Here is a 20,708-nt window from a genome sequence, read left to right on the forward strand (position 1 = left end):
TCGTAGCGGTAATAGGTGGCGTAGTTCATTGCGGTAATCCTCTGTATCAAATTGGTGGAAGGCGGAAAAAACAAAACCCCCGGTCGGGAGGCCGACCGGGGGTTTTGGAGTTTCTCAAACCGGGCGACCTTGGGATCTGGCCGCCGGATATCTAGGTATCAGGCGCGCCAGTGGCTAAACCAATACCCATAGTAATAATCTGCAACAACGGCAGCGCACGCGCAGGCAACCGCTACCGGGCGACGAGCGCTGGCAGTGTGTTGAGCCTTGAGGTGAGCTGGGTGCGACATGAAATGTCTCCGTTTGAATGCGCCGAGCTTACTGCAGCGTGGCTAAATGTTTCAAGCACTATTCACATCACCCCTGTAGCAGCGGCCACCGGCCGCGTCACCGGGCACCGCGGAATTCGCGGATGGCCTGGGACGCCGCCTTCGGCAGCTGCTACGGGGATCGTGCGCTGGCGGAAATGTTGCGGCATGATGCAGGCCTTCTCGTCTCGCCAAAGGGAAGGACCCATGACTCGCCTGTGCATTGCCGCCGCCCAAGCCTGCGCCGTGGCTGGCGACCTCGTCGCCAATATCGCCCACCACCTGCGCTTCATGGACCTGGCCGCCGCCCACGGCGTGCAGTTCCTGTTGTTTCCCGAACTGTCCCTCACCGGCTACGAGCCGACGCTGGCTGCCGAGCTTGCGCTGGCGCCCGACGCGCCCGTGCTGCAACCCCTGCGCGACCGCGCACGCCAACTGGCGATGACCACCGTGGTCGGCCTGCCCCTGCGTGAAACCGGTCAAACAGGCGTGCAGGTGGGCGCGCTGGTATTGGGTGCCGATGGCCAGCAAGCGGTCTACACCAAGCAGCACTTGCACGGCGGTGAGGAGGCGTATTTCATCCCCGGCCATGGCGGTGCGCCGCTGCAACTGGGCGGCGAGCAGATTGCCCTGGCGGTGTGCGCGGACTTCGGCCAGGCCAGCCATCCACGCCTGGCACGCGAGGCCGGCGCCAGCCTGTACGCCGCCAGCGTGCTGATCGGCGAATCGGGCTACGCGGTCGATGGCGCCATCCTTCAGGGCTATGCTCAAACCCATGGCATGGCGGTGCTGGTGGCCAACCATGGTGGCGTCACCGGTGGCTGGCAGGCTGCCGGGCGCAGCGCGCTGTGGGACGCTTCCGGCTCACTTGTCGTCGAAGCCCAAGGCGCGGGCGACCAGTTGCTGCTGGCGCGCCTGGCCGCCAACGGTTGGCAGGGCAACGTGGTTCAGTTCACTTGAGGGGAGGGACGATGGAGCTTGCGCTGCGTGCGGCCACCGAGCACGACCTGACCTTCGCGCGTGACCTCACGCGCCGTGCCATGCTGCCGTACTACGGCCGCTACAGCCTGCTGTGGCAGGAAGAGGCGTTCAACCAGGCGTGGTTGTGGCGCGACAATTTCATTGTCCTGGCCGATGGCGTCGCCCAGGGGTATTTCAGCCTGAGCATCGACCGGCAGGCGCTGTTCATCCGTGAGCTGCACCTGCTGCCCGAAGCGCGCAACCGCGGCATTGGCGGGTGGGCGCTGGACCGGATCGTGGAACTGGCCCGCGAGCGGCGCCTGCCGCGGGTGCGGCTGATGGTGTTCCAGTCCAATCCGGCGCGGCACCTTTACCTGCGCAAAGGCTTTGCCGAGGTTGGCGAGGACCAGTGCTTCTGGCGCATGGAGCGCCTGAGCGGCGACTGATCCGGGGCGCCCGTCACTCTGGCGCCCGGTCCGGCAATATCCCTTCCTTCATCCCCAACAAAACGGCGACGCGGTGCGATTCCCCGCGGCGTCCCTTCTTGCGTCCCGACAGCACCTGGTAGGTGGTGGCCGGATCCACGCCATGTTCCCTGGCAAACTCTTGTACCGATTTTCCCTGCTGGTCTAGCCAGGCCCTGGCTTGTGCGGCAGTCCGTATACCGTGCATAGTTCAAGTCCGTTTTATTTGGTGTAATTGTGGTTATAAACATCACCCGATTGGGTGATTAATAAGGGATTATACATTCAAATGACTGGAATCGGTTCGCGTTTGAGGGAAGAACGGGACAGGCTTGGCCTGACCCAGAAGGAGTTCGGCGACATCGGTGGTGTCGAGCCCAACGCCCAGGGAAAATACGAAAGCGGTGAACGCACCCCCAAGGCTACGTACCTTGCCAGCGTCGCCACCCACGGGGTGGACGTGCTCTATGTGCTCACCGGGGACCGCGCGCCCATCCCCGCTGATCGGCTAAGCCAGGCCGAGGAGCATGTTCTGGGGCATTATCGGGTTCTCCCACGGGAGGGGCAGGACGCCATCCGGCACATGGCAATCAGCCTGGCGGAAATGGCCGCCAGCTACACCGCGCGCCCGCGTCGCGGGTCGCCCAAGCCTCGATGAAGGCAGCCAGGCAGGCGCATGGCGTCATGTGGATGACGCTTTGCGCTAGGTTCCGGATCCGATTTTTTGCTAAGGTGGCTAACATTCCGTAAAAGACCACAACAACGAGGTGTCTGCTTGATTAGGGTCCTAGTAGTCGATGATCATGATCTGGTACGTACGGGCATTACCCGTATGCTGGCGGACATCGACGGGCTGCAGGTAATCGGCCAGGCCGAGTCGGGTGAAGAGGCCCTGCGCCTCACGCGCGAACTCAAGCCCGACGTGGTCCTGATGGACGTCAAGATGCCTGGCATCGGCGGTCTGGAAGCCACGCGCAAGCTGCTGCGCAGCTACCCCGACATCAAGGTGGTGGCGGTGACGGTGTGCGAGGAAGACCCGTTCCCCACGCGCCTGCTGCAGGCCGGCGCTGCCGGCTACCTGACCAAGGGCGCAGGCCTGGATGAAATGATCCAGGCCATTCGCCTGGTGTTCGCCGGGCAACGCTACATCAGCCCACAGATCGCCCAGCAGCTGGCGCTCAAGTCGTTCCAGCCGCAAACCACCAACTCGCCGTTCGACCTGTTGTCCGAGCGCGAGATCCAGATCGCGTTGATGATCGTCAACTGCCAGAAAGTGCAGATCATCTCCGACAAGCTCTGCCTGTCGCCCAAGACCGTGAACACCTACCGCTACCGCATCTTCGAGAAACTGTCGATCGCCAGCGACGTGGAGCTGACGCTGTTGGCGGTACGGCACGGTATGGTTGACGCTGCACTTTGACCATGGACACCCCCTTCGATCCTTCTGCCTTCCTGTCCACCTGTAGCGGTCGCCCCGGGGTGTACCGCATGTTCGACAGCGAGGCGCGCCTGCTCTACGTGGGCAAGGCCAAGAACCTCAAGAAGCGTCTGGCCAGCTATTTCCGCAAGACTGGCCTGGCGCCCAAGACCGCCGCGCTGGTGGGGCGTATCGCCCAGGTGGAAACCACCATCACCGCCAACGAGACCGAGGCGCTGCTGCTGGAGCAGACGCTGATCAAGGAATGGCGGCCGCCGTACAACATCCTGCTGCGCGACGATAAATCGTATCCCTATGTGTTCCTGTCCGATGGCCAGTTTCCGCGCCTGAGCATTCACCGCGGGGCGAAGAAGGCCAAGGGCAAGTATTTCGGGCCTTACCCCAGCGCGGGCGCCATCCGCGAAAGCCTGGGCCTGCTGCAGAAGACCTTCTTCGTGCGTCAGTGCGAGGACAGCTACTACAAGAACCGTACCCGGCCCTGTCTGCAATACCAGATCAAGCGCTGCAAGGCGCCCTGCGTAGGCCTGGTGGAGCCGGAGGAATACGCCGAGGACGTCCGCCACTCGATCATGTTCCTCGAAGGGCGCAGCCACCAGCTCACCAATGAACTGTCGGCGAGCATGGAAAAGGCCGCCATGGCCCTGGACTTCGAGAACGCCGCCTTGCTGCGCGACCAGATCGCCTTGCTGCGCCGGGTCCAGGACCAGCAGAGCATGGAAGGCGGCAGCGGCGACGTCGACGTGGTGGCGGCCTTCGTCAACCCGGGCGGCGCCTGCGTACACCTGATCAGCGTGCGCGGCGGGCGCGTGCTGGGCAGCAAGAACTTCTTCCCGCAGGTGGGCATCGAGGAGGAAGTGGCCGAGGTCATGTCGGCGTTCCTCGCGCAGTATTACCTCACCAGTTCGGAGCGCGACCTGCCCAGCGAGCTGATCGTCAACGTGGTGCCCGAGGACGTCGAGGCCCTGGTGGCCGCCATCGACAGCCTGCGCGGCCGCGAGCTCAGCGTCAGCCACCGGGTGCGTGGCACTCGCGCGCGTTGGCAGCAGTTGGCAGTGACCAACGCCGAGCAGGCCCTGAGTGCGCGCCTGGCCAACCGCCAGCACGTGGCCGCGCGGTTCGAAGCCCTGGCCGAAGTGCTCAACCTCGACGAGCCGCCGCAGCGCCTGGAGTGCTATGACATCAGCCATTCCAGCGGCGAGGCCACGGTGGCCTCGTGCGTGGTGTTCGGCCCCGAGGGGCCGATCAAGTCGGACTACCGCCGTTACAATATTGAAGGCGTCACCGCCGGCGACGACTACGCCGCCATGCACCAGGCCCTGACCCGGCGCTTCAGCCGGCTCAAGGAAGGCGAGGGCAAGCTGCCCGACGTGCTGCTGGTGGACGGCGGCAAGGGCCAGCTGAACATGGCCCGCGAGGTGCTCGAAGAGCTGGCGGTGCCCGACCTGATCCTGCTGGGCGTGGCCAAGGGCACCACCCGCAAGGCCGGTTTCGAAACCCTGTACCTGAACGACGTGGCCCACGAATTCACCCTCAAGGGTGATTCGCCGGCGCTGCACCTGATCCAGCAGATCCGCGACGAAGCCCACCGTTTTGCTATCACCGGCCACCGGGCCCGGCGTGGCAAGACCCGGCGCACCTCCACCCTGGAAGGGGTGGCGGGCGTGGGGCCGAAGCGTCGACGCGATTTGTTGAAACATTTTGGTGGCTTGCAGGAGCTGTCTCGTGCAAGCATCGAAGAAATTGCCAAAGCCCCTGGCATCAGCAAAAAGCTGGCGGAGTCGATTTATGCGAATCTGCACAGCGAGTAGAATGCCCCACTCACCCAGCCGCCAGTTGTGCCGATGAATATCCCGAACCTGCTTACCGTTCTGCGCGTCCTGCTCATTCCGTTTTTCATCCTGCTGTTCTACCTCCCTTACGAGTGGAGTTATGCGGCGGCCAGCACGGTCTTCGCCATTGCCGCCGCCACTGACTGGCTGGACGGCTACCTGGCGCGTCGCCTGGAGCAGAGCACACCCTTTGGTGCGTTCCTGGATCCTGTGGCCGACAAGCTGATGGTGGCGGTGGCTCTGGTGCTGCTGGTGCAGGCCCACCACAACGTGTGGCTGACCTTGCCGGCGGCGGTGATCATCGGCCGCGAGATCGTGGTGTCGGCGCTGCGCGAATGGATGGCCGAGATTGGCGCGCGCGCCCATGTGGCGGTGTCCAACCTGGGCAAGTGGAAAACCGCTGCGCAGATGCTGGCGCTGGTGATCCTGCTGGCCAACCCGCCGGCCATTACCTTCTGGGTGCTGCTGGGCTATGGCCTGCTGGTGGTGTCGGCGGCGCTGACGCTGTGGTCCATGGCGCACTACCTGCGCGCTGCGTGGCCGCACCTGAACAGCCATTCTGAAAATAAATAAAACTTTTTTGAATCAAAGGGTTGACGGCGATTTTTAAATCGTTAAAATGGCGCCCATCAACACGACGCGGGAATAGCTCAGTTGGTAGAGCACGACCTTGCCAAGGTCGGGGTCGCGAGTTCGAGTCTCGTTTCCCGCTCCACTTTACATGTGGAGCAGCGGTTGTAAAGTTGCTTCACATTTGAGGCCGAGTAGCAAAGTGGTTATGCTCCGGATTGCAAATCCGTCTACGCCGGTTCGATTCCGACCTCGGCCTCCATTATAAACGAGCTCTGTAGATCCTTGATCTACAGAGCTTTTTTATTTCCAGGGCAGTGTAATATTTTGTCTTGGAAAGCCCCTGATGGTTGTTGCGTGATCAGGGGGGGATGTATATATTCAACGGCTCGCTGTTGTATGGCCTGATGATTTCGATGGTTATTACACAGCCAGCGCAGGGGATTTGAAATTCCTTGTTGCAAGCAACACCGCGCTACCGCCCGAATGGCGAAATTGGTAGACGCATGGGACTTAAAATCCCCCGTTCGTAAGGACGTGCCGGTTCGACCCCGGCTTCGGGCACCAACTCCATACAAGGGCTTGCCGCACACTGTGCTGGCAGGCCTTTGTTGTTTCTGGCGTTCTGTTTTTACTTTGTAACAAGACAGTCACCGTTCATGGTGCGTCTGTTTTTCCCATGTTATCGTCCGATTTTTTGGGGAAATACCCGCACCATGGACGTTTTAATCAGGCAGGTCGCCCAGCGGCCTGGCAGGAGCATCTTCCTGATCAGCCTCGTTGTACTGATGGCGCTGCAATACAAACCCGCCGTACTCAACTACACCACCCGCTTTGTCGACTTCGCCGACTACATGTTGCATCACGGCCTGACGCTGTTTCCCATCGCCGATGACTTGCAGCCGTATCCTGACTACACCATTGCCAATACGTTGTTGGTGTACCTGGCCTCGTTGCCGTTTGGCCGCTTGTCGATCCTGTCCATGGGGCTGCCCGTGTGCATCGCCGGCGCACTGATGCTGGTGTTCGTCTACAAGCTGGGGGCGCTGCACGACAAGCGCTGGGGCGCCTATGGCGTGCTGTTTTCATTATTTACCTGGGCGTTTCTCGATGGCGTAAGTTACCTGGCGCTGGATGTTTACCCGGCGCTGGTAACGCTCCTGTGTTTTTACCTGGCGTACCGCGCCGATATTAAGCAGGTGCGGGCGCAACTGCCGCTGATAGGGGTAGCGCTGGCGCTGGGCTTTTTCTTCCGCGGGCCGGTGGGGCTTATCGGGCCCACCATTGTAGTGGCGGCTTACTACACGTTGAGCCGGCAATGGCGAACGCTGTGCTACTTCCTGTTGGTTGCGGGGCTGACCCTGATGGTCGGCGTGGCATTGCTGACGTGGGCGGCCTATGTGCAAGGGGGCAGGGCGTTCATGATGGAAGTGCTGATGATGCAAGGCCTGGGGCGCGTGGCCAATACCCACGCGCCGCGCTACTACTTCTATTTCAGCGCTGGCCTGCTGACGTATGGCGTGACGGTGTTCTACGCCTTGCAGGTTATCTTCAAGCGCTGCCGGCACTTCCTGGCCGCACCGCGCCAAGCGGATACGGCGTTGCTGCTGTATCTCGCGGCCTGGTTGCTCGCGCTGCTGGTGTTCTTCACCATCCCCAACTCGAAGAAGCCGCGCTACATCCTCTCGATTACCCCGGCCATTGCCCTGCTGGCCGCCTACATCTTCGTCGACGCCGACGGGCAGTTCGCCAAGGCGCGGCGCGGCTTGTTGCGCTTTTGCCTGAACCTGCCGCTAGTGGGGCTGGCGATGTTGTTGGTGGTGGTGGCGTACAACCAGGTCGCCGCCACGCCGCTGCAGCCCAATTACCCGGTCGTCATCGGCGGCTGCCTGCTCCTGGCGCTGGCGCGCCCGCTGCTGGCCAGGCAGCTGGCCGGCCATGCGCACCGGGAGTTCATCACCCTGGCGTTCGGGTTGGTGGCGTTCCTGTGGCTGGATGCGTTCCTGTTCAATGCCAGTACCTACCAACTGGAGCTGGCGGTGGAGCCTACGCCGAAGTTCTTGCCGTATTGGTTTTGGTGAGCTGACGGTATTTGCTGAAGACGTGGCCGGTGCGGCCTGCCTTGAGCGTCAAGCGCAGGATTGAAGGCGGTGAACCTCCCGACATATTTGATCACCGTTCTCCATCTGCGCTCTGCGCAGGTCGTAGGCTGCCTGCAGGTTTAGCCAGAATTGGGCGGTAGTTCCCAGTGCGGCCGCTAGACGCAGTGCAACATCAGCGCTGATATTCCGACGTTGCCGAACAATGTCATTCACCGTGGGGGCAGAGACGCACAGTGCCCGGGCAAGGGCGGCTGCGGTGATGCCTAGCGGCTCCAGATACTCTTCCTTCAAAATTTCGCCCGGATGAATGGGGCGCATGCCGTTGTTGTGCATGGTTAGCCTCAGTGGTAGTCGACTATCTCCACGTTTTCCGGGCCAGTACGCCCCCACGTGAAGCAAATTCGGTATTGTCTGTTGATGCGTATGCTGCACTGGCCAAACCTGTTGCCTTCCAGCGCCTCAAGGCAGTTTCCAGGTGGTGATCTCAGATCATCAAGCTCCACGGCGGCATCCAGCATTGTCAATTTTCGCTCACATACCCTGCTGATGGCGCTCCAGCGGCGCGTTCGGCCGGTTTTGAATAGCAGTTCCGTCTGAGTGCAGCGAAAGGATCGAATCGTCATAATGGTTAACGTTATCCGTTAATATGCAGCTTACAGGAATTTGCGGGCTTTTCAATTTCCTGTCCAGTGAGGCACAGGAAGTGCGCGGCCTCGATGAGCTCATGGAATTTCTGATGCGAAGGGGAAAGCCTGCCTATCGTTGCTCCTCAATCCTCCGCTGGCTACCCGACACGCGGCGCAAATTGATAACAGAACGTAACTCACGGGCAGTCGGAACACCGACACCCCACCCTTGACCCAAATCACCCCCCACCCCGCATTCCCCATTTATCCTGTTTGTAGTAAAACGATTCCACGGCCGTGTTGATCCAATGCGTAGCCCCCGTGTTTCAAGGACTGAAACCATGACCCCCAGCAAAGCCCTGGCCTGCGGCCTATTGTTTTCCCCGGTGGTGGTAGCGCTGTCTGGCCACGCCGCGCCGCTTGAGCGACCGACGGTGGCCGAAGGCAACCGCGAAATCTCGATTTATGACATTCCCTTGAAGGACCAGGACAACCTGGAGTCGGCCATGACCAGCGCGCACTTGCTGCGCGCCAGCAGCGGCCCCGGCAGCGGGCCCAGTGCCGAGGAGCGGGCGCTGATCGCGGAGAAGTTGCGCCAGCGCAGGAAGCCCAGCAGCTACGTGGAAACCGTGGACAACGCCAGCATGGCCACGCGCCTGGCGCAGATGCAGGCCCAGCGCCCGGCGCGCAAGCGCGCCAACGGGCCGGGGCTGTACGAGGCGCCGCGCCTGAGCCTGACACGGCAGTGCGAGGTGCAGGCGTCGTACAAGATGGGCGTGGCCACCGATGCCGGCTTGAACGGGCTGCGCCGCTACCTGCATTGCCCGGACGGTGACCTGCTGCTGCAGGACATGGTGCTCAAGGGCGTGTCGGTAACCACCATCAAGGAGCTGGCCAACGTCGACCTGGGCGGCCACCGCGGCATGATGTACGGCGTGCGCGATGGCAATGGCAACAGCTACACCCGGCTGACCTGGGTGTCGAACAACACCCATCACCTGGCGGACAAGGCCGGCACCACGCCGCAGGTGCGCGGCTGGCTGGTGAGCTACGGCAAGGAATTGGTGGCGAAAGGGATGTGACCCTCGTAGCAGCTGCCGAAGACTGCGTCACGTACCCTGACGCCGCCTTCGGCAGCTGCGACGGGGTGGCGGGTTGTACAACGTCTGTAGAGGTTTTTTCCAAGGCAACGCGATAGAATTTGCTACTGTGCTGTCTGAGTCCTGACTGTCTGTTTGATTTATAAGCGGATGACCATGATTCGTGCCATTTCCGTACCGGATTGATCGGCACGCATAAGGAGATCTTCTTTGACATCCGGCGACAATTCAGCTGCCTTGGCCCAGGCCACTGACAACTGCGCGAAAGAACGCATCCACCTGCCGGGCAGTATCCAGCCCCATGGCTTCATGCTGGTGCTCGACCCCCAGAGCCTGGTGGTGCTGCAGGTCAGTGAGAACATCCAGCACTGGCTGGGCGAGCCCGCCCCCTGGTGGCTGGGGCAGGCGTTGCCGGCGTTGCTGCACAACGGCGCCCAGGTGGTACGGCTGCTGGCCGAGCGCGCCAGCGAGGAGCACAAGCCGGTGCACGTGGCGGACGTGCGCTTTGCCGTGGGCACCTATGACGGCCCGCCAATCGCACTGATGGTGCACCGCTTCGACGGTGTGCTGATCGCCGAATTCGAGCCCGCCAGCGACGTGCTGGCCGCCTATGCCAGCCTGTACCCGCTGGTGCGTACCTTCATTGGCCAACTGCAGGGTTCGCAGAGCATCCAGCAGGTGTGCGCCCAGGCGGTTGCCGAGGTCAAGCGCATCACCGGTTTCGGCCGGGTCAAGGCCTACAGTTTCGACGAGGCAGGCAACGGCCTGGTGCTGGCCGAGCAGGCCGACCCTGGTTACCCCAGTTACCTGGGCCTGTGTTTCCCCGCCTCGGACATTCCGCCCCAGGCGCGGGCGCTGTATTGCGCCAACCGCATCCGCGTGATCGAGGACGCCAACTACGTGCCGGCGGCGCTGTTGCCGCAGCTCAATCCGGTCACCGCCAAGCCGCTGGACCTCAGCCACGCGGCCTTGCGCAGCGTGTCGCCGGTGCACCTGCAGTACATGCGCAACATGGGCACCCTGGCGTCCATGTCGATTTCCATCGTGGTCGGCGGCAAGCTCTGGGGCCTGATTTCCTGCCACCACGCCGAGCCGCGCCCGGTGCGCTTCCAGAGCCGTACGGCCTGCGAGCTGCTGGGCAGCGTGTTGTCGCTGCAGATCGAATCCATGGAGCTGCACGTACGCAACCAGCGCCTGCTGGGCGTGCGCCAGCAGATCGTGCAGCTACTGTCGGCCATGGCCGACCGCGACAGCGTGCGTGAGGGCGCCCTGGTGCTCAGCGACACCCTGCTGGGCTTCGCCCAGGCCACGGGGGCCGCCATCATCACCTCGTCCAGCTGCGACCTGGTGGGCCAGACCCCGCCCCAGGAACTGGTGTTGGCGCTGACCGAGTGGCTGGCCGAGCGCGGCGGCGGCACCGTATTCCACAGTGACAACGTGGGCCGCGACATTTCCAGCCTGCAAGGCCTGGCCGCCCACGTGGGTGGCGTGCTGGCCGTGGCGATTTCGGAAATCCATTCCCATTACCTGATCTGGTTCAAGCCCGAGCAGGCGCGCACCGTGACCTGGGCCGGGCAGCCGGCGAAGGCGGTCAGCGCCAGTGGCGTGCTGACCCCGCGCAACAGTTTCGACAGCTGGCAGCAGACCGTGAAAGGCTTCTCCACCCCCTGGGACCCGCTGGAGGTGGAGGGCGTGGCCGAGTTGCGCACCGCGGTGCTGGGCATCGTGCTGCGCAAGGCCGAGGAGCTGGCGCAGCTGGCCGGCGAGCTCAAGCGTTCGAACAAAGAGCTGGAAGCGTTCTCCTACAGCGTGTCCCACGACCTGCGCGCGCCGCTACGGCATATCGCCGGCTACGCCGAGCTGCTGGGCGACTTCGAGGGCGAGAAGCTTTCCGAGCGCGGCCAGCGCTTCCTCGACCACATCGGCGAGTCGGCGCGCTTCGCCGGCAGCCTGGTGGACAACCTGCTGAGCTTCTCGCAGATGGGCCGCGCGGCCCTGCGCCTGTCCGACGTCGACCTGGGCGCGCTGGTGGAGGCCATCCGCCTGGAAATGGCCCCTGACTACGAAGGACGCGAGGTGCAATGGCGCATCCAGGCCCTGCCGCGGGTGGTGGCTGACGCTGCGTTCCTGCACCTGGCGCTGCGCAACCTGATCAGCAACGCCATCAAGTACAGCCGCGACAGCACCCCGGCCATCATCGAGATCGGCGCCGAGGAGCAATTGGGCGAAATCGTGGTCTATGTTCGTGATAACGGTGTGGGTTTCGACATGCAGTACGTCGACAAGCTGTTCGGCGTGTTCCAGCGCCTGCACCGCATGGAAGAGTTCGAGGGTACCGGCATCGGCCTGGCCAGCGTGCGCCGCATCATCGAACGCCATGACGGCCGCGTGTGGGCCCAGGGCAGCCTGGGCGAAGGGGCGACCTTCAGCTTCGCCTTGCCCCGGCCCGCGGCCAGCCCCCAAGACTGAATTTTTTTACCGAGGCTGCACATGCTTAAACCCATCCTGCTGGTGGAAGACAATCCACGAGACCTGGAACTGACGCTGGTGGCGCTGGAGCGCAGCCAGCTGGCCAACGAAGTGATCGTCATGCGTGACGGCGCCGAGGCGCTGGACTACCTGTTTCGCCGCAACGCCCATGCCGAGCGCCTGGAGGGCAACCCGGCGGTGCTGCTGCTGGACCTCAAGCTGCCCAAGGTCGATGGCCTGGAAGTATTGAAGGCGGTGCGCGAGACGCCCGAGCTGCGCAGCATTCCCACGGTGATGCTGACCTCGTCGCGCGAGGAGCCCGACCTGCTGCGCGCCTATGAACTGGGGGTCAACGCCTACGTGGTCAAGCCTGTGGAGTTCAAGGAGTTCGTCGCGGCGATCTCCGACCTGGGCATATTCTGGGCCGTGCTCAACGAGCCACCGCCGGGGTCGTTGCGCTTGCAGCGCCGCCCTACCTGAACCTTTAGCGGTCTACATCAAGCGAGAACGACACCTGCGTATGCTGTCCAAGCCCTTGCAATTGCTGATGATCGAAGACAGCCCGCGCGACGCCGAACTGAGCTTGCTCACGTTGGAGCGAGCCGGCCTGGTGATCGAATCGACACTGGTGTTCAACCACCAGGGTGCCGAGCAGGTCCTGCGCACCAAAGTGTTTGACCTGATTCTGTGCGACTTCCTGCTGCCGGGGTCCTCCGGGGCCCAGGTGCTGCAGCGTGCGCGGGAAATTGCCCCGCAAACCCCGTTCATTTTCCTCTCCGGCGTGTTCGGCGAGGAAAACGCCGTGGAGATGATGCGCCTGGGCGCCATCGACTACGTGCTCAAGCAGAACCTGAGCCTGCTGCCCAAGGCCGTGAAGCGCGCCCTGGCCGAGGTGGACGAACGTCGCCAGCGCGTGCGCGCCGAGGAAAACCTGCAGCAGGTGGAAGTGCGTGCGCGCCTGGCCATCGATGCCGCGCAGATGGGCGTGTGGGACCTGTCGCCGGTCACCGGCCTGCTGCTGTGGGACGAGCGCTGCCGGGCGCTGTACGGCATTCCTGAATCCACGCCCATCGACCTGGATTATTTTCTCGTCCACTGCCACCCCGAGGATCGCCCGCTGGTGGAGGCCAGGATGGCCCAGGCCATGTCGCCCGAGGGCAACGTCGGCTACCAGGCCGAATACCGCGCGCTGCTGCCCGATGGCGGCGAGCGCTGGCTGTCCACCAGTGGCCGGGCGTTCTTCGAGGGCCTGGTGTGCGTGCGCTTCACCGGCGTGATCCAGGACATCACCGAGCAGAAACAAGCCACCGAAGCCTTGCAGCGCCTCAATGAGCTGCTCGGGGACCGGGTGGAAAAACGCACCCGCGAACGCGACCGCACCTGGGAATTGTCCCGCGAGCTGCTGGCGGTGATGCGCTTCGACATGTCGCCCATCGCCCTCAACCCGGCCTGGGAAGACGCCCTGGGCTGGTCGCGGCAGACTCTGGGGCAGATGCAGTTGTGGGAGCTGGTGCACCCCAACGACATCGGCGCCACCGTGCGCGAGACCGAGAACATCGCCAGCGGCAATGTCTCTACGCGCTTCGTCAACCGCATGCGCCACGCCGACGGCGACTACCGCTGGCTGTCCTGGACCATCGTGCCCGACGAAGAGCTGATGTACGCCGCCGTGCGTGACATCACCAGCGAGCGCATGGTGCTCGACGAACTGGCCGCGGCCAACGAACAGCTGCGCCAGCAGATCAAGGAGCGCGAGCGCATCGAGGCCACGTTGCAGCAGATGCAGCGCCTGGAGGCGGTGGGGCAACTCACGGCCGGCGTCGCCCACGACTTCAACAACCTGCTGACGGTGATCCTCACCAGCGCCACTTTCCTGTCCCGAGACCTGGAGCGCGGTGTGCACGAGAAGGTGCAAAGTCGCCTGCACAACATTCGCGAGGCGGGCGAGCGCGGGGCCAAGCTTACCGCCCAGCTGCTGGCGTTCTCGCGTCGGCAACGGCTGGAACCGATTCCGGTCAACCTCAACGACACCGTGTTCGGCATGTTCGAGCTGCTGCAGCGCACCCTGGGCGGCAGCATCTGGATCCAGACCCACACCGATGACGGCCTGTGGAGCGCCCTGGTCGACCCGACCCAGACCGAGATGATCATTCTCAACCTGGCCATCAACGCCCGCGACGCCATGCCCGGTGGCGGCACCCTGCGCCTGGCGACCCGCAATGAAATCGTCGAGCGCCCGGCGCAGCACCCCCAGGACCCCGAGCCGGGAGCCTACGTGGTGCTATCGATTGGCGACACCGGCAGTGGCATGAGCGCCCAGGTGCTGGCCAAGGCCTTCGAGCCATTCTTCACCACCAAGGACATCGGCAAGGGCTCGGGCCTGGGCCTGGCCCAGGTGTTCGGCTTCGCCAAGCAGTCGGGCGGCGGCGTGGGTATTGTCACGGCGCCGGGGCAGGGCACCACGGTGGACGTCTACCTGCCGGCCCTGGCCGCCCATGTCGAGCGGCCGGTGGCCGTCGTTGCCACCAGCGTCGAGCGCCCGCTCAGCGGCGGCGACCGCACGGTGCTGCTGGTGGACGACGACCACCAGGTGCGCGAGCTGACCGCGCAGCTGCTGGCGCGCCTGGGCTACCGGGTGCTGGAAGCCGCCAGCGGGCAGGCCGCGCTGGACGTGTTGAGCGAGCAGGTGGATGTGCTGGTGACCGACTACGCCATGCCTGGCATGAACGGCGCGCAGCTGGCGCAGGTGGCGAGGGGAGTATTCCCCGGGCTGCCGGTGGTGTTCATCACCGGTTATGCGGACATGGGCGGCTTCGAGGGGCAGGACCCGCTGGTGGTGCAGAAACCGTTCCGTGACGACGAGCTGGCGGACAAGCTCGAGCAGGCATTGATGCCCGAGCGCAGCCTTGCGGACACGCGGCCGCTGCCCTGAGTGAACAGGGGCACCTTCAGCGCTGTGGGTGCTTGGAAAACGTGCGACTGGGCCTAGGGCCCAGGCGGCAAGGCGGGAACGCAGGAGACCTTAGTGGTTGTGGTCTTCTTTTTCGGGGGCAGGGCTGCCGGCCTGAATGCGTTTGTAGATTTCTTCGCGGTGAACCTGGACTTCCTTCGGCGCGTCGATGCCGATGCGGACCTGCATCCCCTTTACGCCCAGGATGGTAATTTTGATGTCGTCGTTGATGACGATGGTCTCGCCTACTTTACGGGTGAGTATCAGCATGTGCTGCTCCTTGCTGGGTCAGTGAGTCCACTTATGACGTTTGGGTCGGGATTGAGACGCACAGGACCGGATTAAATTCCCCGAACTTGCCTTGATCCGGTCTTTTCAGAATAGGAAACAAATAAGTATCAGGATGTGATGCATGCCATTATGGCTGTTTCCGCGCGTTTGCGCCTGCCTGAATGAAAAACTTCATTGCGCATGCACAATTCGTCATGCCCCAGGGCCCCGGACGCGGCCTGGCGGCCGCTGCTACGGGATCGTGCACGGGGGTCACGGTTGCCAATGGGTGCGCTGGCCGCCCAGCTTGCGGTCGAGGAAGCTGGCCGCGCTGATCAGCGCCAGGTGCGACAGCGCCTGGGGCGTGTTGCCCAGGTGGCAGCCCTGGCGGTCGAACTCCTCGGCGTACAGGCCCAGGGGGTTGGCGTAGCGCAACAGCTGCTCGAATTCCAGGTGCGCCTGCTCCACCCGGCCGGCCCGCGCCAGGCACTCCACGTACCAGAAGCTGCACGCGGTGAAGGCGCCTTCCTCGCCGTCCAGGCCGTCGCCGCTGCGGTAGCGGTAGACCATGCCGTCACGCACCAACTCGCGCTCGATCACCGCCAGCGTCGCCAGCCAGCGCGGGTCGCTGGCGCCGACGAAGCGCACCAGCGGCATCAGCAGCAGGGCGGCGTCGACGTCGCGGCTGCCCAGGTGCTGCACGAAGTGCCCAGCGTCGGCGTCCCAGAAGTTGTCCCAGATGTCGGCGTGGATGGCCTGGCGCACCTCGTCCCAACGGGCGAAGGGTGCCGGCAACGAACGCTTGTTGGCCAGGCGCAGGGCGCGGTCCAGGGCCACCCAGCACATCAGCCGCGAGTGCAGGAAGTGCTGCGGGTTGTCGCGCATCTCCCAGATGCCCACGTCCTTGCTTTGCCAGCGCTCGCACACCTTGTCCACCAGGGTGCAGACATTGCTCCAGCCTTCGTGGGAGATGGCCTCGCCGTATTTGTTCGCCAGGTACACCGCGTCCAGCAGCTCGCCGTAGATGTCCAGCTGGGTCTGGGTGTAAGCGTCGTTGCCGATGCGCACCGGGCGCGCGCCGCCGTGGCCGGCCAGCTGCGGCAATTCACTCTCCGGCAGCTGCTGGCGGCCGTCCAGGGCGTACATCAGGCGCAGGTCGACCTTCTCCTGGCAGCAGTCGCTGACCCGCGCGCGCACCCAGCGCACGTAGTCGTTGGCCTCTTCGCTGAAGCCCAGGCGCATGAACGCGTAGACGGTGAACGAGGCATCGCGGATCCAGGTGTAGCGGTAATCCCAGTTGCGCGCGCCGCCGGCCTGCTCGGGCAGGCCGAAGGTGGGGGCGGCGATGATGCCGCCGTGCTTGCGTGAGGTCAGCAGCTTCAGCGCCAGGGCCGAGCGGTGGACCATCTCGCGCCAGCGGCCCTGGTAGTGGGACTGGCGCAGCCAGTCGCGCCAGAACTTCAGGGTGTGTTCGAAGCAGCTCAGGCCCTGGCCGGCGCGCACCAGCGGGTCGTCGTCGCCGCCCAGGATGAATTCGGCGCACTCGCCTTCGGCCAGTTCGAACTCGGCCAGCGCCCAACCGTCACCCGTGGCGCTCAGTGCCTGGCAGGACGCCAGGCGCAGGCCCGGCTGGCCGTCGGCGGTGAAACAGACGCTGTCGCCGTCCTGCCGGGCGCTGGAGGCGGCGCGGCTGTAATCGTGGCGCACCCGGCAGCGCATGCGCACCTGGGCGCTGCCGTTGACCACGCGGATGCGCCGCACCAGGCGCGGCAGGTCATCGGCGGTCTCGCCGATGGGCATCAGGTCGGTGATCTCCACCACCGCGTCATGGTCGATCCAGCGGGTCTGCAGGATGTTGCTGTCGGGCAGGTAGATCTGCTGGCGGCGCGCGTCCGGCAGCACCGGGCCGAGTTCGAATACCCCGGCGTCGGGGGTGTCCAGCAGTGCGGTGAAAATCGACGGGCTGTCGAAATCCGGCCAGCAGAAGAAGTCCACCGCGCCGGTGTCGGCGATCAGGGCGGCGCTGCGCATGTCGCCGATGATGCCGTGGGCCTGGATGGGGCGCTGCGAATTGTGTTCAGCCATTGTCTTTGAATCCTGGGTAAAGGCTCATGCCGCCATCGATGAACAGGGTGGTGCCGTGCACGTAGTCCGAGGCATCGGAGGCCAGCCAGACCACGGCGTTGGCCACGTCCTCGACCTCGCCCAAGCGGCCATAGGGAATCAGTTCCAGCAGGCGCTTGGCGTTGTCGCCCGCCGTGGTGTCCTGGTTGATGGCCGTGCGCACCGCGCCCGGGGCGATGGCGTTGACGCGGATGCGCTGGCCGCCCACTTCCTGGGCGATGCTGCGCATCAGCAGGTCGACGGCGCCCTTGGAGGCGGCGTAGTTGGCGTGGCCGGCCCAGGGAATCAGCTGGTGCACCGAGCTCATGTGGATGATCTTGCCCAGCGCCCGCGACACCCAAGGCCGCGGGCCCTGGCGGGTGAACTGGCGCAGGGCCTCGCGGGCACAGAGGAACTGGCCGGTGACGTTCACCTCCAGCACCTGGTTCCAGTCGGCCAGGGTCATGTCGACGGTGGCGGCGTCGCGCTGCAGGCCGGAGTTGGCCAGCAGGATGTCGAGCGCGCCGAAGGTCTCGACGGTGCGGGCGAACAGGGCCTGCACCTGATCCTCTTTTGACACGTCGGCCTGCACGGCGATGGCCTTGCCGCCCTGCTGGCGTATGCGCTCGGCCAGCTGTTCGGCGGGCTCGCCATGGCGGTTGTAGTTGATGACCACCGCCGCGCCGGCCTCGGCCAGGGCCAGCGCGGCCCCGGCGCCCAGGCCAGAGCTGGCGCCGGTCACCAGCGCGACCTGATGTTGCAGGGAAATGTGCATGCCGTTCTCCGGGCAATGGGCGTGCACAGTCGACTGGCGCGCGGCGCCAGGAGTTCAGCGCAAATCCCTGCCCTGTAGCAGCGGCCACAGGCCGCGTCCAAACATTCCGCGCACCCCCAGGCAGACGGCGTCGCAGCCTGACGCAGCCTGCGGCAGCTGCTACGGGGGGGTGTTTGCAAGCGTTGCGGCAAGGTAGGGGGCGGTCTTGCTGGCCTTCGCGCTCGCCACCTTCTCCGGGCGCCCGCTGGCCACCACCGTGCCGCCCTTGTCGCCAGCCCCCGGCCCCATGTCGATCACCCAGTCACTCTGGGCCACCACGCGCATGTCGTGTTCCACCACGATCACCGTGTTGCCGGCATCTACCAAACCGTTGAGCTGCGCCAGCAGGCGGTCGACGTCGCAGGGGTGCAGGCCGGTGGTGGGTTCGTCCAGCACGTACAGGGTGGCGCCGCGCTGGCCACGTTGCAGTTCGGTGGCCAGCTTGATGCGCTGGGCCTCGCCGCCCGACAGCTCGGTGGCCGGCTGGCCCAGGCGCAAATAGCCCAGGCCGATGTCGCGCAGCACCGTCAGCGCGCGGCTGATGGCCGGCTGCCCGGTGAACACCGCGCAGGCCTGGTCCACGGTGAGTTGCAGCACCTGGGCGATGTTCAGGCCCAGGCATTGCACCTCCAGCGTCTGTGGGCTGTAGCGGGCGCCGTGGCAGGTGGGGCAGGGCGCGTAGACGCTGGGCATGAACAGCAGCTCGACGCTGACGAAGCCTTCGCCCTCGCACTGCGGGCAGCGCCCCTTGGCGACGTTGAAGGAGAACTGCCCGGCGTCGAAGCCACGCTCGCGGGCCTGGGGCGTGGCGGCGAACAGCTTGCGCACCTGGTCGAACAGGCCGGTGTAGGTGGCCAGGTTTGAACGAGGAGTGCGGCCGATGGGTTTCTGGTCGACCTTCACCAGCCGCTGGATGGCGGCCATGCCGTCGACGATATGCCCTGACTCGGTGACCGGCGCCGCGTCTTCCAGCGGGTTGTCCTGGCCTTCTTCTTCATCGGGCAGGGCGTGGCCCAAGGCGGTGGCCACCAGCTCCAGCAGCACCTGGCTGACCAGGCTGGACTTGCCCGAACCGGACACGCCGGTGACGGCCGTGAAGGCGTGCAACGGGAACGCCACCGCCAGTCGGTGCAGGTTGTTGCGGGTGACGTCGGCCAGCTTCAGCCAGTCGCGCACCGGGCGCCGGGGGAAGGGCACCGGCACTGCGCCGCCATACAGATGCAGGCGGGTCTGCGATTCCTCGATATCGCTCAGGCCATGGGGCGGCCCGCTGAACAGCACGGTGCCGCCGTGCTCGCCAGCGGCAGGGCCGACGTCCACCAGCCAGTCGGCGCGGCGCATGGTCTCCAGGTCGTGCTCCACCACGAACAGCGAATTACCGGCGGCCTTCAGGCCCTGCAACGCCGTGAACAACGCCTCGCCATCGGCCGGGTGCAGGCCGGCCGAGGGCTCGTCGAGCACGTAGATCACCCCGAACAGCTGGGAATTGAGCTGAGTGGCCAGGCGCAGGCGCTGCAGCTCGCCGGACGACAGCGTCGGCGTGCTGCGCTCCAGCGCCAGGTAGCCCAGGCCCAGGTCGGTGAGGGTGTGCAGGCGCTGCAGCAGGTCATGGGCCAGGCGCTGCGCGGCCAGCTGCTTTTCCACCGACAGCCCGGCGCTGGCGCTGGGGCCATGGGCCGCCAGGGGCTTCAGTACCTCGGCCAGGCGCGCCAGCGGCATCTGCGACAGCTCGCCGATGTCCAGCCCGGCGAAGGTCACCTGAAGCGCCGCCTGCTTCAGGCGCTTGCCCTGGCACAGCGGGCAGAGGGCGCCGCGCATGAACTGGCTGACGCGCTTTTTCATCAGCGCGCTCTGCGAGTGAGTAAAAGTGTGCAGCACGTAGCGCCGGGCCCCGGTGAAGGTGCCTTGGTAGCTGGGCTCCAGCTTGCGCTTGAGCGCCTGGCGGGTCTCGGCCGGGGTGAAGCCGGCGTACACCGGCACCGTGGGTTGTTCCTCGGTGTACAGGATCCAGTCGCGTTGCTCGCGGGGCAGGTCGCGCCAGGGGATGTCCACGTCATAGCCCAGGGTCACCAGGATGTCGCGCAGGTTCTGGCCTTGCCAGGCGGTGGGCCAGGCGGCCACGGCGCGCTCGCGGATGGTCAGCGAGTCGTCGGGCACCATGGTCTGCTCGTTCACCTCGTACACCCGGCCCAGGCCATGGCACTCGGGGCAGGCGCCCTGGGGCGTGTTGGGCGAGAAGTCCTCGGCGTACAGAATGCCCATGCCCGCCGGGTAGTGCCCGGCGCGCGAGTACAGCATGCGCACCAGGCTGCCCAGGGTGGTCACGCTGCCCACCGAGGACCGGGTGCTGGGCGTGCCCCGTTGCTGTTGCAAGGCCACGGCGGGTGGCAGGCCGTCGATGGCGTCGACGTCCGGTACCCCGACCTGGTCGATCAGCCGCCGCGCATAGGGCGCCACGGATTCGAAATAGCGCCGCTGCGCCTCGGCGTACAAGGTGCCGAAGGCCAGGGACGATTTGCCCGAACCCGATACCCCGGTGAACACCACCAGGGCGTCGCGGGGAATGTCGACGTCGACGTTCTTGAGGTTGTGCTCGCGAGCACCGCGCACGCGCACGTAGCCGGACTGGCCGATGGGTTTCATGGAGGCTGCACCTGCAATGGCGATCACGTCTTATAACCGACCGTCGGCGGTTGGCAAAGTGC

At 64.9% G+C, this 20,708-nt stretch carries 18 protein-coding genes and 3 tRNA genes; 14 read left to right on the top strand and 7 right to left on the bottom strand.

Annotated features, from left to right (window positions below):
* Positions 1-515 precede the first annotated feature (515 nt).
* On the top strand, positions 516-1,268 hold the full coding sequence (locus AC0J42_RS09750) for a carbon-nitrogen hydrolase family protein (protein ID WP_473005977.1): 753 nt from the start codon (positions 516-518) through the stop codon (positions 1,266-1,268).
* An 11-nt stretch (positions 1,269-1,279) separates the two neighbouring features.
* Positions 1,280-1,714 (top strand): GNAT family N-acetyltransferase, encoded by a 435-nt coding sequence (locus AC0J42_RS09755; protein WP_416423349.1) that lies wholly within the window; start codon positions 1,280-1,282, stop codon positions 1,712-1,714.
* 13 nt (positions 1,715-1,727) lie between these two features.
* Here AC0J42_RS09755 and AC0J42_RS09760 read toward each other — a convergent pair whose 3' ends face one another.
* Positions 1,728-1,940, bottom strand: coding sequence for a DNA-binding protein (locus AC0J42_RS09760; protein WP_416423350.1), 213 nt, complete (start codon positions 1,938-1,940; stop codon positions 1,728-1,730).
* A gap of 81 nt (positions 1,941-2,021) precedes the next feature.
* Here AC0J42_RS09760 and AC0J42_RS09765 point away from each other — a divergent pair, with 81 nt between their 5' ends.
* From AC0J42_RS09765 to AC0J42_RS09800, 8 genes are all read left to right on the top strand, one after another.
* Positions 2,022-2,390 (top strand): helix-turn-helix domain-containing protein, encoded by a 369-nt coding sequence (locus AC0J42_RS09765; protein ID WP_416423351.1) that lies wholly within the window; start codon positions 2,022-2,024, stop codon positions 2,388-2,390.
* A 117-nt stretch (positions 2,391-2,507) separates the two neighbouring features.
* Positions 2,508-3,152: a response regulator transcription factor GacA gene (gacA, locus tag AC0J42_RS09770; protein WP_416423352.1), complete on the top strand. Its 645-nt coding sequence runs from the start codon at positions 2,508-2,510 to the stop codon at positions 3,150-3,152.
* A gap of 2 nt (positions 3,153-3,154) precedes the next feature.
* Positions 3,155-4,978: an excinuclease ABC subunit UvrC gene (gene uvrC / locus AC0J42_RS09775; RefSeq protein WP_473005980.1), complete on the top strand. Its 1,824-nt coding sequence runs from the start codon at positions 3,155-3,157 to the stop codon at positions 4,976-4,978.
* Positions 4,979-5,011: 33 nt separating this feature from the next.
* Positions 5,012-5,572 carry a CDP-diacylglycerol--glycerol-3-phosphate 3-phosphatidyltransferase gene (gene pgsA, locus AC0J42_RS09780; RefSeq protein WP_416423354.1) on the top strand — a complete coding sequence of 187 codons (561 nt, stop codon included), beginning with the start codon at positions 5,012-5,014 and terminating at the stop codon, positions 5,570-5,572.
* Positions 5,573-5,638: 66 nt separating this feature from the next.
* Positions 5,639-5,714 (top strand) — tRNA-Gly (locus tag AC0J42_RS09785).
* A 43-nt stretch (positions 5,715-5,757) separates the two neighbouring features.
* Positions 5,758-5,831 (top strand) — tRNA-Cys (locus tag AC0J42_RS09790).
* Between the two features lie 218 nt (positions 5,832-6,049).
* Positions 6,050-6,136: transfer RNA gene (locus AC0J42_RS09795), tRNA-Leu, on the top strand.
* A gap of 149 nt (positions 6,137-6,285) precedes the next feature.
* On the top strand, positions 6,286-7,650 hold the full coding sequence (locus AC0J42_RS09800; RefSeq protein ID WP_473005982.1) for an ArnT family glycosyltransferase: 1,365 nt from the start codon (positions 6,286-6,288) through the stop codon (positions 7,648-7,650).
* 48 nt (positions 7,651-7,698) lie between these two features.
* Here the strand turns inward: AC0J42_RS09800 and AC0J42_RS09805 are convergent, their stop codons facing one another.
* Complete coding sequence (locus AC0J42_RS09805; RefSeq protein WP_416423356.1) at positions 7,699-8,004, bottom strand: HigA family addiction module antitoxin; 306 nt, start codon at positions 8,002-8,004, stop codon at positions 7,699-7,701.
* A gap of 8 nt (positions 8,005-8,012) precedes the next feature.
* Positions 8,013-8,294: a type II toxin-antitoxin system RelE/ParE family toxin gene (locus AC0J42_RS09810; protein ID WP_416423357.1), complete on the bottom strand. Its 282-nt coding sequence runs from the start codon at positions 8,292-8,294 to the stop codon at positions 8,013-8,015.
* A gap of 344 nt (positions 8,295-8,638) precedes the next feature.
* Between AC0J42_RS09810 and AC0J42_RS09815 the strand changes: the two genes are divergently transcribed.
* From AC0J42_RS09815 to AC0J42_RS09830, 4 genes are all read left to right on the top strand, one after another.
* Positions 8,639-9,379: a hypothetical protein gene (locus AC0J42_RS09815; protein ID WP_416423358.1), complete on the top strand. Its 741-nt coding sequence runs from the start codon at positions 8,639-8,641 to the stop codon at positions 9,377-9,379.
* 228 nt (positions 9,380-9,607) lie between these two features.
* Entirely contained in the window at positions 9,608-11,866 is a 2,259-nt protein-coding gene (locus AC0J42_RS09820; protein WP_473005984.1) for an ATP-binding protein, read from the top strand.
* Positions 11,867-11,887: 21 nt separating this feature from the next.
* The gene (locus AC0J42_RS09825; protein ID WP_416423360.1) at positions 11,888-12,346 is read left to right on the top strand and encodes a response regulator; all 459 of its coding nucleotides are present in this window, start codon (positions 11,888-11,890) and stop codon (positions 12,344-12,346) included.
* 40 nt (positions 12,347-12,386) lie between these two features.
* On the top strand, positions 12,387-14,798 hold the full coding sequence (locus AC0J42_RS09830; protein ID WP_416423361.1) for a response regulator: 2,412 nt from the start codon (positions 12,387-12,389) through the stop codon (positions 14,796-14,798).
* Between the two features lie 90 nt (positions 14,799-14,888).
* On the opposite strand, the gene csrA is transcribed toward AC0J42_RS09830, so the two are convergent.
* The 4 genes from csrA to AC0J42_RS09850 form a co-directional block, all read right to left on the bottom strand.
* On the bottom strand, positions 14,889-15,086 hold the full coding sequence (gene csrA, locus AC0J42_RS09835; protein WP_027979421.1) for a carbon storage regulator CsrA: 198 nt from the start codon (positions 15,084-15,086) through the stop codon (positions 14,889-14,891).
* Positions 15,087-15,359: 273 nt separating this feature from the next.
* Positions 15,360-17,171: a glycoside hydrolase family 15 protein gene (locus AC0J42_RS09840; protein WP_473005987.1), complete on the bottom strand. Its 1,812-nt coding sequence runs from the start codon at positions 17,169-17,171 to the stop codon at positions 15,360-15,362.
* Positions 17,164-17,964 carry a glucose 1-dehydrogenase gene (locus AC0J42_RS09845; RefSeq protein WP_473005988.1) on the bottom strand — a complete coding sequence of 267 codons (801 nt, stop codon included), beginning with the start codon at positions 17,962-17,964 and terminating at the stop codon, positions 17,164-17,166. Before AC0J42_RS09845 ends, AC0J42_RS09840 begins: the two co-directional genes overlap by 8 nt.
* 159 nt (positions 17,965-18,123) lie before the next feature.
* Positions 18,124-20,646: an excinuclease ABC subunit UvrA gene (locus AC0J42_RS09850; RefSeq protein ID WP_473005990.1), complete on the bottom strand. Its 2,523-nt coding sequence runs from the start codon at positions 20,644-20,646 to the stop codon at positions 18,124-18,126.
* Positions 20,647-20,708 lie beyond the last annotated feature (62 nt).

The organism is Pseudomonas sp. Tav-5-1A (assembly GCF_055755055.1).

Coding starts and splice junctions, on each gene's coding strand:
- AC0J42_RS09750 (WP_473005977.1), top strand. CDS start 516: ATGACTCGCCTGTGCATTGCCGCCGCCCAAGCCTGCGCCGTGGCTGGC.
- AC0J42_RS09755 (WP_416423349.1), top strand. CDS start 1,280: ATGGAGCTTGCGCTGCGTGCGGCCACCGAGCACGACCTGACCTTCGCG.
- AC0J42_RS09760 (WP_416423350.1), bottom strand. CDS start 1,940: ATGCACGGTATACGGACTGCCGCACAAGCCAGGGCCTGGCTAGACCAG.
- AC0J42_RS09765 (WP_416423351.1), top strand. CDS start 2,022: ATGACTGGAATCGGTTCGCGTTTGAGGGAAGAACGGGACAGGCTTGGC.
- uvrC (WP_473005980.1), top strand. CDS start 3,155: ATGGACACCCCCTTCGATCCTTCTGCCTTCCTGTCCACCTGTAGCGGT.
- pgsA (WP_416423354.1), top strand. CDS start 5,012: ATGAATATCCCGAACCTGCTTACCGTTCTGCGCGTCCTGCTCATTCCG.
- AC0J42_RS09800 (WP_473005982.1), top strand. CDS start 6,286: ATGGACGTTTTAATCAGGCAGGTCGCCCAGCGGCCTGGCAGGAGCATC.
- AC0J42_RS09805 (WP_416423356.1), bottom strand. CDS start 8,004: ATGCACAACAACGGCATGCGCCCCATTCATCCGGGCGAAATTTTGAAG.
- AC0J42_RS09810 (WP_416423357.1), bottom strand. CDS start 8,294: ATGACGATTCGATCCTTTCGCTGCACTCAGACGGAACTGCTATTCAAA.
- AC0J42_RS09815 (WP_416423358.1), top strand. CDS start 8,639: ATGACCCCCAGCAAAGCCCTGGCCTGCGGCCTATTGTTTTCCCCGGTG.
- AC0J42_RS09825 (WP_416423360.1), top strand. CDS start 11,888: ATGCTTAAACCCATCCTGCTGGTGGAAGACAATCCACGAGACCTGGAA.
- AC0J42_RS09830 (WP_416423361.1), top strand. CDS start 12,387: ATGCTGTCCAAGCCCTTGCAATTGCTGATGATCGAAGACAGCCCGCGC.
- csrA (WP_027979421.1), bottom strand. CDS start 15,086: ATGCTGATACTCACCCGTAAAGTAGGCGAGACCATCGTCATCAACGAC.
- AC0J42_RS09840 (WP_473005987.1), bottom strand. CDS start 17,171: ATGGCTGAACACAATTCGCAGCGCCCCATCCAGGCCCACGGCATCATC.
- AC0J42_RS09845 (WP_473005988.1), bottom strand. CDS start 17,964: ATGCACATTTCCCTGCAACATCAGGTCGCGCTGGTGACCGGCGCCAGC.
- AC0J42_RS09850 (WP_473005990.1), bottom strand. CDS start 20,646: ATGAAACCCATCGGCCAGTCCGGCTACGTGCGCGTGCGCGGTGCTCGC.